General features: G+C 56.5%; 8 protein-coding genes and 1 tRNA gene. 8 read left to right on the forward strand and 1 reads right to left on the reverse strand.

The genetic code is table 11. The features are described from left to right. Nucleotides 1-341 precede the first annotated feature (341 nt). Nucleotides 342-782 (reverse strand): hypothetical protein, encoded by a 441-nt coding sequence (locus A3730_RS30440; RefSeq protein WP_197477491.1) that lies wholly within the window; start codon nucleotides 780-782, stop codon nucleotides 342-344. Between the two features lie 17 nt (nucleotides 783-799). Here A3730_RS30440 and A3730_RS15225 point away from each other — a divergent pair, with 17 nt between their 5' ends. The 8 genes from A3730_RS15225 to A3730_RS15255 all read left to right on the forward strand — a co-directional run. After that, nucleotides 800-1549 carry a hypothetical protein gene (locus A3730_RS15225; protein ID WP_063538361.1) on the forward strand — a complete coding sequence of 250 codons (750 nt, stop codon included), beginning with the start codon at nucleotides 800-802 and terminating at the stop codon, nucleotides 1547-1549. 252 nt (nucleotides 1550-1801) lie between these two features. Further along, complete coding sequence (locus A3730_RS29760; protein ID WP_082872398.1) at nucleotides 1802-2038, forward strand: bacterioferritin-associated ferredoxin; 237 nt, start codon at nucleotides 1802-1804, stop codon at nucleotides 2036-2038. A gap of 126 nt (nucleotides 2039-2164) precedes the next feature. After that, on the forward strand, nucleotides 2165-2644 hold the full coding sequence (gene bfr, locus A3730_RS15230; RefSeq protein WP_063519670.1) for a bacterioferritin: 480 nt from the start codon (nucleotides 2165-2167) through the stop codon (nucleotides 2642-2644). 90 nt (nucleotides 2645-2734) lie between these two features. Further along, a tRNA-Arg gene (locus tag A3730_RS15235) sits at nucleotides 2735-2811 on the forward strand. 405 nt (nucleotides 2812-3216) lie between these two features. After that, a complete protein-coding gene (locus tag A3730_RS15240) occupies nucleotides 3217-3456 on the forward strand; it encodes an OadG family protein (RefSeq protein WP_063519671.1) in 240 nt (79 codons plus the stop codon). A gap of 15 nt (nucleotides 3457-3471) precedes the next feature. Next, nucleotides 3472-5271, forward strand: a complete 1800-nt coding sequence (gene oadA / locus A3730_RS15245; RefSeq protein WP_063519672.1) for a sodium-extruding oxaloacetate decarboxylase subunit alpha — start codon at nucleotides 3472-3474, stop codon at nucleotides 5269-5271. Further along, nucleotides 5264-6562 carry a sodium ion-translocating decarboxylase subunit beta gene (locus tag A3730_RS15250; RefSeq protein ID WP_063519673.1) on the forward strand — a complete coding sequence of 433 codons (1299 nt, stop codon included), beginning with the start codon at nucleotides 5264-5266 and terminating at the stop codon, nucleotides 6560-6562. Before oadA ends, A3730_RS15250 begins: the two co-directional genes overlap by 8 nt. A gap of 304 nt (nucleotides 6563-6866) precedes the next feature. Then, nucleotides 6867-7842 (forward strand): DUF5924 family protein (locus A3730_RS15255; RefSeq protein WP_063521318.1); only part of this gene is annotated, 976 nt, incomplete at its 3' end.

Here is a 7842-nt window from a genome sequence, read left to right on the forward strand (position 1 = left end):
CCTGATATCGCCCCAAACCCCTCCCCAAACCCCTCCCAGTGTGAATACCGACTGGCGCTTACCGTGCTGGCCACCCCCTGTTCGTCCTGCTTTACCTCCTGCCATATGCCCGGATTTTCTCCTGGGTTGGGAAAGGGGCGCCGTAATGTGGATGGCGGGTTGTCTCTCAAGGAGCTGCACGGCGCGTCTGGTTGGGAGTCGTCCCGAACTGAAAAAACAACGAATGAGGATGCAACCCAATAAAAGTGATGCCTAATAGCCTTCCGGGAAGTGGAAAAATGAACGGCATTTCTCGCAAAGTAATGGGGGCGATTCTTTCAGGCGGCGTGTAACGGTTCTACTCAAATCAAAATAGTCTGTCTTGTTGATTCGCTGTAAGAGGCGCAGGAAAGAAAGGCGCCTTTGCCTGGGTGATCTGTCTTTTTCAGGCGCGATAGCGAGAGGAGGCTTTCCATAATAGCTGTGGATTTTATTGTAAGAGTGCTTTTTTTTCGTGCACATGGACTGTGTTGTTGTGTAAACCCAAGGTGTGCTGGAAGAACAACGAGTGTAGAAAAACGTGCAGAAATACTGCCCCAGGAAGATTCAATATTCGTCGGGAGGTAAATAATGCCCATAAAAAATAAAACGAAAACGCGTAAAAGAGAAACGGGGTGAAAAGGGCGGGTAGCAAAGGCAGTGAAAAAAATCAGAAAAATTAAAAGTGGGTTGATTAAATAATGTACCAACTGATTTTTTTTTATGCTATTTTCCACTTGTCGCAGTACTGATGACAACGCCATAGCTTAGGAGATCAATCATGGCTAGAGCAAAGAAAGCCGCCGCGAAAAAAACTGCGGCGCGCAAACCCGCAGCGAAGAAAGCCGCTGTTGCAAAAGCACCGGCTGTTCCCAAGTCTGTCAGCAACGCTGAATCCAAGGTTAAATTACAGGACAAAGCTGTAGCCCAGGCAGAAAAGAAAGTTACCCAGTCACAAACCAAACTTGATAAGCATCGCGCCAAAATCGACGCAGAGAACGCCAAACTGTCGAAACTGCGTGCCGATGTTGCCGCCAAGCGTGAAAAAGCACAAAAAACTTCCACTGCCGCCGCCAAGCGTGCCGTTGAAACTGCACGCGGTCGCATGAACACTGCGCGCCTGAAACTCCAGGATATTCGTGGCGAAGCGAAACTGATTCGTGCCGAGATCCAGGCCGCCAAGAAAGTGGTTGCCCGCGAAGTGAAGAAACTGCGCACTGCTGAGCGCAACTTCAAAGCCAAATTGCGTGATCATGAGCGCAAACTGGCGAAGAAAGCCAAGGCCGAACAGAAGAAAGCGGAGCAGAAAGCCAAGGCAGCTGCGCGTAAAGCGGCGGCGAAGGCCAAGCGTGCGGCCAAGAAAGCGACCGCTCGCAAGCCCAAGGCGACTGCAAAAAAAGCAGCGACTAAAAAGGCGCCTGCCAAAAAAGCGGCCACCAAGAAACCTGCAGCAAAAAAGGCAGCAACCCGTAAAGCGCCTGCCAAGAAAGCTGCACGTAAGCGTACTCCGGCCAAGAAGAAGCCTTCCTGATACGTCAGAAGGGTTTATGAAGGCTAAAAGCCCCGCTTTGCGGGGCTTTTTTTATGCCTGTCGTACAGGTCGTGCTGCCAGGATTTCACCGTGGGATAAGGGGGTTGGGTGGCAAAAATGTGCATTTTTACATATGGCTGGCGTTGCTCTCAGGGAAGCTGGAGCGGGGAGGGTGAATAGATCCCCAAAAGTAGTTGATAATGATTCGCGTTAGGTTTAGCATCCTTTTCAGAGATTGAGGAAAGGCGACTTATGTACGTATGCATTTGTAAGGGTATTACTGACAACCATATACGGGAAGCGGTCGATTCTGGCTGCGACAGCCTGCGTGATCTTCGTCGGGAACTTGGGGTTGGAAGTCAGTGTGGTAAATGTGCCCGTCACGCCCGCCAAATTTTGCGTGAGACCCGTAGCGCAAACGAGGCGACCTCATTCTCGAACTCTTCTACTGCTGGTGAGGCGGTTGTTTTCTGGCCACAAACCGCATAAACAATCGTTCTCATTTGCATAAGCGCTTGTATTTGAAGCGCTTTTTTTCCTCTCCTGCCTTGTCTCTGTCACACACTTGCTGAACAATAGGGGTTACCCCAAGTTCATGTGACGGAGATCCCCCCAATGAAAGGCGACGCCAAAGCGATTGAGTTCCTCAACCGTGCACTCGGCAATGAGCTGGTTGCCATTAACCAGTACTTCCTCCACGCCAAGATGTACCAGGATTGGGGCTTGCAGGCACTCTATGCCAAGGAATATCACGAATCCATCGACGAGATGAAGCATGCGGACATGCTGGTCGAGCGCATTCTGTTCCTGGAAGGCATTCCCAACCTGCAGGATCTGGGCAAGCTGATGATTGGTGAAAACACCAAGGAAATGCTGGAATGCGATCTCAAGCTTGAGCAAATGGCTGTGCCAGACCTGCGTGAAGGCATTGCTTATTGCGAATCCATCCAGGATTACATCAGCCGTAACCTGCTCAAAGATATCCTCGAATCCGAGGAAGAGCATATCGATTGGCTGGAGACCCAGCTCGGTCTGATCGATAAAGTCGGCCTGGAAAATTACATGCAAAAACAAATGGCTGCCGCAGAAAGCTGATTGCCGAACTTTTAACCGATCTACGCTTGACTCACCGCGGGGCTTTCGGAATAATGCGCAGCCTCTCGCGGCGTTACAGCAACGAGATTTGCACCGGTAGCTCAGCTGGATAGAGCAACTGGCTACGAACCAGTAGGTCGGGGGTTCGACTCCCTCCCGGTGTACCATACGAATAAAAGAAGGCTCCCAATCGGGGGCCTTTTTTTATGCCGCTCTGCGGCCGCTGCACGCCTCACCCTTCATGCCGCATGCAACAGGCTCGCAGGCTCAACGCTGTCCGAGCAGGTACGACCCCCAAGTCTTCCCGACGCCGTATTGCACTTCATTCCATTGCGATATTTTTTACTCTACGGTCTGGATAAATCTGGCCTGCACGCCGTCGATTGATCAAAACCACCAACCGGTTCCTCGCATGCCTCATTGCGGGTTGTCGACAATCTGTCTACATTGCCTTTAACCCCGCGAGAGCAATACCGGCTCACAAGGCCACCATGATGCCCGCCCAAACGGCGACGCCTTTCGCTCTCGCACGCGGTGACTGAATCCGCTTTTGGAACCAAAAGGAGTGTTCCATGAACGCTATGATGGCTCAGGGTGTCGAACTCATGCTGGTTGGCATGGGTGTCGTGTTTGTTTTTCTGATTGTGCTGGTGGCCGTCACCACTGCCATGTCGGCGCTGGTGCAGAAATTCGGCCGAGAGGAACCGGCGCCGCAGCCCGCTTCAGCCTCCCCGCAAAATATGCCATCGCCGGCCATTATCAAAGCTATCGAAAAAGCGGTGCAGCAGCATCGCCAGTCTTCACTGTCATAGATACCGGATTATTCCATGAGTGACCTGAAACCGTTGGGCATTACCGATGTGGTGCTGCGTGATGCGCACCAGTCCCTGTTTGCTACCCGTATGCGCCTGGATGACATGCTGCCGATTGCTGCTGAACTCGATGAGATTGGCTTCTGGTCACTGGAATCCTGGGGTGGGGCGACCTTTGATGCCTGTATTCGTTATCTGGGGGAAGACCCCTGGCAGCGCATCCGCGAATTGAAGCAGGCCATGCCAAAAACGCCACAGCAAATGCTGCTGCGTGGGCAGAACCTGTTGGGCTATCGCCACTATGCGGATGATGTGGTGGATACCTTTGTGGAACGTGCAGCGGAAAACGGCGTGGATGTGTTCCGTGTGTTTGATGCCATGAACGACATGCGCAATATCGAGCGGGCCATCGCCGCTGTGGTAAAGCAGGGCAAGCACGCCCAGGGCACTATCGCGTACACGGTCAGCCCGGTGCACACCATGGACATGTGGGTGGAGCAGGGCAAAGTGATCGAACAGATGGGCGCCCATTCTGTTGCCATTAAGGACATGGCCGGCCTGCTGCGCCCCGCCGTGGCGTTCGAGCTGGTGACGCGCCTGAAAGCTTCCCTGAATATTCCCGTGCACATGCAATCGCACGCGACCACGGGGCTGTCCACCGCCACAGCCCTGAAAGCGGCAGAAGCGGGCATCGACAACGTGGACACCGCCATCTCGTCCATGTCGATGACCTATGGTCATAGCCCAACGGAATCCGTGGTCGCCATGCTGGAAGGCACGGACCGGGATACCGGGCTGGATATCAAAAAACTGAATCGTATTGCCGGTTATTTTCGTCAGGTTCGCAAAAAGTACGCCGCCTTCGAAGGCAGCTTGCGCGGTGTGGATGCGCGCATCCTGGTGGCGCAGGTGCCCGGCGGCATGCTCACCAATATGGAAAGTCAGCTCAAGGAGCAGGGCGCAGCGGACCGGTTCGATGAAGTGCTGCAGGAAATTCCCGGCGTCCGTGAAGATCTGGGGTTCATTCCACTGGTGACGCCCACCTCGCAAATCGTCGGCACCCAGGCGGTGCTCAATGTGCTCTCCGGCGAACGCTACAAAGTGCTCAGCAAGGAAACCCGCGGCATCCTTCGTGGCGAATATGGCGCCGCACCGGCCCCGTACAATGCCGAGCTACAGCAGCGCGCCCTGGAGGGGGACGAACCGGTTACCTGCCGCCCGGGTGATCTGCTCGACAACGAAATGGGCAGTCTCCGTGATGAAGTGCTGTCTCTGGCAAAAGACAGGGGCATGGCGCTGGCGGAAGGGGAGCGCTTAATCGACGACGTGCTTACCTATGCGTTGTTCCCGCAAATTGGGCAACGTTTTCTGGAAAACCGGGGCGATGCCTCGGCGTTTGAAGCGGCACCGGGCGAAGGTAAAGACGCGGCCAGCAGCGGCACGCAGTCAGAAGGGGTTTATACCGTTGAGGTAGACGGCCAACAGTACACGGTGAAAGTGAACGAGGGCGGTGATGTAACCGGCCTGCGTGCGGTGGGTGGTGCCTCTGCCCCTGCGCCATCCGCCCCCTCTCCCGGTAACCCGGCCAACAGCGTGCCGGTGCCTGCGCCGCTGGCGGGGAATATTTTTCAGGTACTGGTGAAGCCCGGTGATCAGGTCACCGAAGGTCAAAAAATCATGGTGCTGGAAGCCATGAAAATGGAAACGGATGTGTCCAGTACCTGCGCAGGCGTGGTCAGCGAGGTTGCCGTGAAAGAGGGCGACGCCGTGGCCGTGGGGCAAACCCTGCTCAGCGTGGAGCCCGCCAATGGATAAGCTGCAAACCCTCTGGCACAGCACCGGGCTGTTTCACATGAGCGGCGGCCAGCTGGTCATGCTATTGGTCTGCCTGGGTTTGCTGTGGCTGGCCATTCATAAAAAATTCGAGCCATTGCTGTTGTTGCCCATCGGCTTTGGTGGCTTGCTGGCCAATATTCCCATGGCCGGGCTGGCGGAATCCGCCATCAGTCAGGCGCTGCATTTTGGCTCTGTTGACCTGTTGGCCTCCATGGCACAGGTGCTGGGTATGGAGGCCGGGGCAGGGCGTGACGCGCTTTATACGGCCGCGCAGGCGGCAGGGCCAGCGGTGCAGGATCAGCTGCACCACCTGGCAGTAAAAGCCAATTACGGCGACGGTATTCTCTATTTGATTTATACCGTAGGCCTGACTACCGGCATTTTCCCGCTGTTGATCTTCATGGGCGTAGGGGCGATGACCGATTTTGGCCCGCTGCTGGCCAACCCGCGCACCCTGTTGCTGGGCGCGGCGGCGCAATTTGGCATCTTCGCCGCCTTGCTGGGGGCGCTGGCGCTGAATTTTCTGGGCATGGAATTTTCCCTGTCGGATGCCGCCGCCATTGGCATCATCGGTGGCGCAGACGGTCCCACTTCCATCTATGTCACCACCAAGCTGGCGCCGCATCTACTTGGCGCGATTGCGGTGGCGGCCTATTCCTACATGGCGCTGGTACCCATTATCCAGCCGCCAATCATCCGGGCGCTGACCTCGCAAAAAGAGCGCCAGATCAAAATGGAGCAACTGCGCCCGGTGAGCCAGGTGGAAAAAATCCTGTTCCCGATTCTGTTGCTGGTGCTGGTGGCGCTGGTGTTACCCGATGCGGCGCCACTGTTGGGCATGTTCTGCCTGGGTAACCTGATGAAGGAATCCGGGGTGGTGAACCGGCTAGTGGATACCACCAGCAATGCCCTGATCAATGTGGTGACCATCATGCTGGGGCTGGCCGTGGGGGCGAAACTCAGCGCAGAACAGTTCCTGGTCATGGAAACCCTGGGCATCCTGGCCCTGGGGCTGGTGGCCTTCATGATCGGCACCGCCACTGGCGTGCTGATGGCCAAGCTGCTCAACCGCGTCAGTCGCCACCCGGTCAATCCCATTATCGGCGCCGCCGGTGTGTCCGCCGTCCCCATGGCGGCACGGGTGGCCAACAAGGTCGGCCTGGACGCCAACCCCCACAACTTCCTGCTCATGCATGCCATGGGTCCCAACGTGGCCGGCGTCATCGGCTCTGCCGTCGCCGCCGGCGTCCTGCTCAACTTCGCAGGCTGATCTTCTCCGCGTGGCGTTCGCGCCACGCTATTCCTTCCTCTGCCCCTTGTAGGCGTTCCCTTCCAGGGGACGAACCGCGCGAAGCGCGAAAAAGATCCGGAGGATCATCGGTAGATTCTGAGTTTCGCCTGTTCTTTTATTATCGCAATAGACGGAAAGATGCGGAGCGATTTTCGTTCGTCCCCTGGAAGGGAACGCCTACAAGTGCCAGGTGGCCATCGGGAAACGGGAGAGCCTTTGCTGCCATCGGGAACCCACAGGGCTATAGTACGTCGAAGACGCAACCCCTCGACGGAGCCACACTTTGCCGCTGACGCTACAAACCCTCACTGAAAAGCTCTATCAGATTCGCCATGTCTGGGCGCTGATCAGCTTCTCGCTGGGCCTGAGCAGTTATTTTCTGGTGGATCGCCAACCGTGGTTAGCGGCGGTGCTGACCGGGCTGCTGGTGTTCAGCTGGCTCTTGCTGCTCACCGAGGGGATCTGGCAGAACAAGGTGATCGGTACCCGCTTTGATGGCCTGCCCCAGGGCATGCTCAAGTTGCTGTTCCAGGCGGTGCATCAGGAGGCGTTCTTTTTCAGCCTGCCGTTCGTGCTGCTGCAATGGTCCGGTGGCGCGGAATATATTTTCTTCACCACCCTGGTAGTCAGTGCGGCGGCCATCAGCATCATCGACCCGGTTTATTTCTGGCTGGCCCGACACCGGGCACTGTATTTCGGCTTTCACGCCTGGGCGTTATTTGTGGCGTTGCTGGTGCTGTTGCCGCTGATCTTCCACTGGAGCACGGATTCGGCACTGGCGTGGGCGGGCTGGCTCACGGCCCTGTTTGCGTTGCCCAGCTTCTGGCGATTTGGCGGGCCGCGAAAATGGTTTCGCTGGCTCGGGCTGATCCTGGTCTCGTGCCTGATCGCGTTGTCCCCGCGCTGGCTGGCCCCGCTGGTGCCACCGCTGACGTTGTCCCTGCAGGAACGGGCCGTTGCGTTGTCATTCAATCGCGCCGAGCGCAAACCGCTGGTGAGTGGTGAGGTGTTCAGTGCCGATGAAGTGGCAGGGGGGCTGTATGCCTACACGGCCATCAAGGCGCCGTTGGGGCTGGGCCAGGAGGTCTATCACTACTGGTTTCGTGATGGCGAACAGGTGGACCGCATTCCCTTGAAGGTCTTTGGTGGCCGCGAATCCGGGTTTCGCACCTGGTCTCACAAGCGCCATATTCCTGTGCCATCAAAGGGGCGCTGGCGGGTAGAAGTGCGTACCGGGGATAACCAGATCATCGGTGTCA

It is taken from the genome of Alcanivorax sp. HI0044 (assembly GCF_001634945.1).

Coding starts and splice junctions, on each gene's coding strand:
- A3730_RS29760 (WP_082872398.1), top strand. CDS start 1,802: ATGTACGTATGCATTTGTAAGGGTATTACTGACAACCATATACGGGAA.
- A3730_RS30440 (WP_197477491.1), bottom strand. CDS start 782: ATGGCGTTGTCATCAGTACTGCGACAAGTGGAAAATAGCATAAAAAAA.
- bfr (WP_063519670.1), top strand. CDS start 2,165: ATGAAAGGCGACGCCAAAGCGATTGAGTTCCTCAACCGTGCACTCGGC.
- A3730_RS15250 (WP_063519673.1), top strand. CDS start 5,264: ATGGATAAGCTGCAAACCCTCTGGCACAGCACCGGGCTGTTTCACATG.
- oadA (WP_063519672.1), top strand. CDS start 3,472: ATGAGTGACCTGAAACCGTTGGGCATTACCGATGTGGTGCTGCGTGAT.
- A3730_RS15225 (WP_063538361.1), top strand. CDS start 800: ATGGCTAGAGCAAAGAAAGCCGCCGCGAAAAAAACTGCGGCGCGCAAA.
- A3730_RS15240 (WP_063519671.1), top strand. CDS start 3,217: ATGAACGCTATGATGGCTCAGGGTGTCGAACTCATGCTGGTTGGCATG.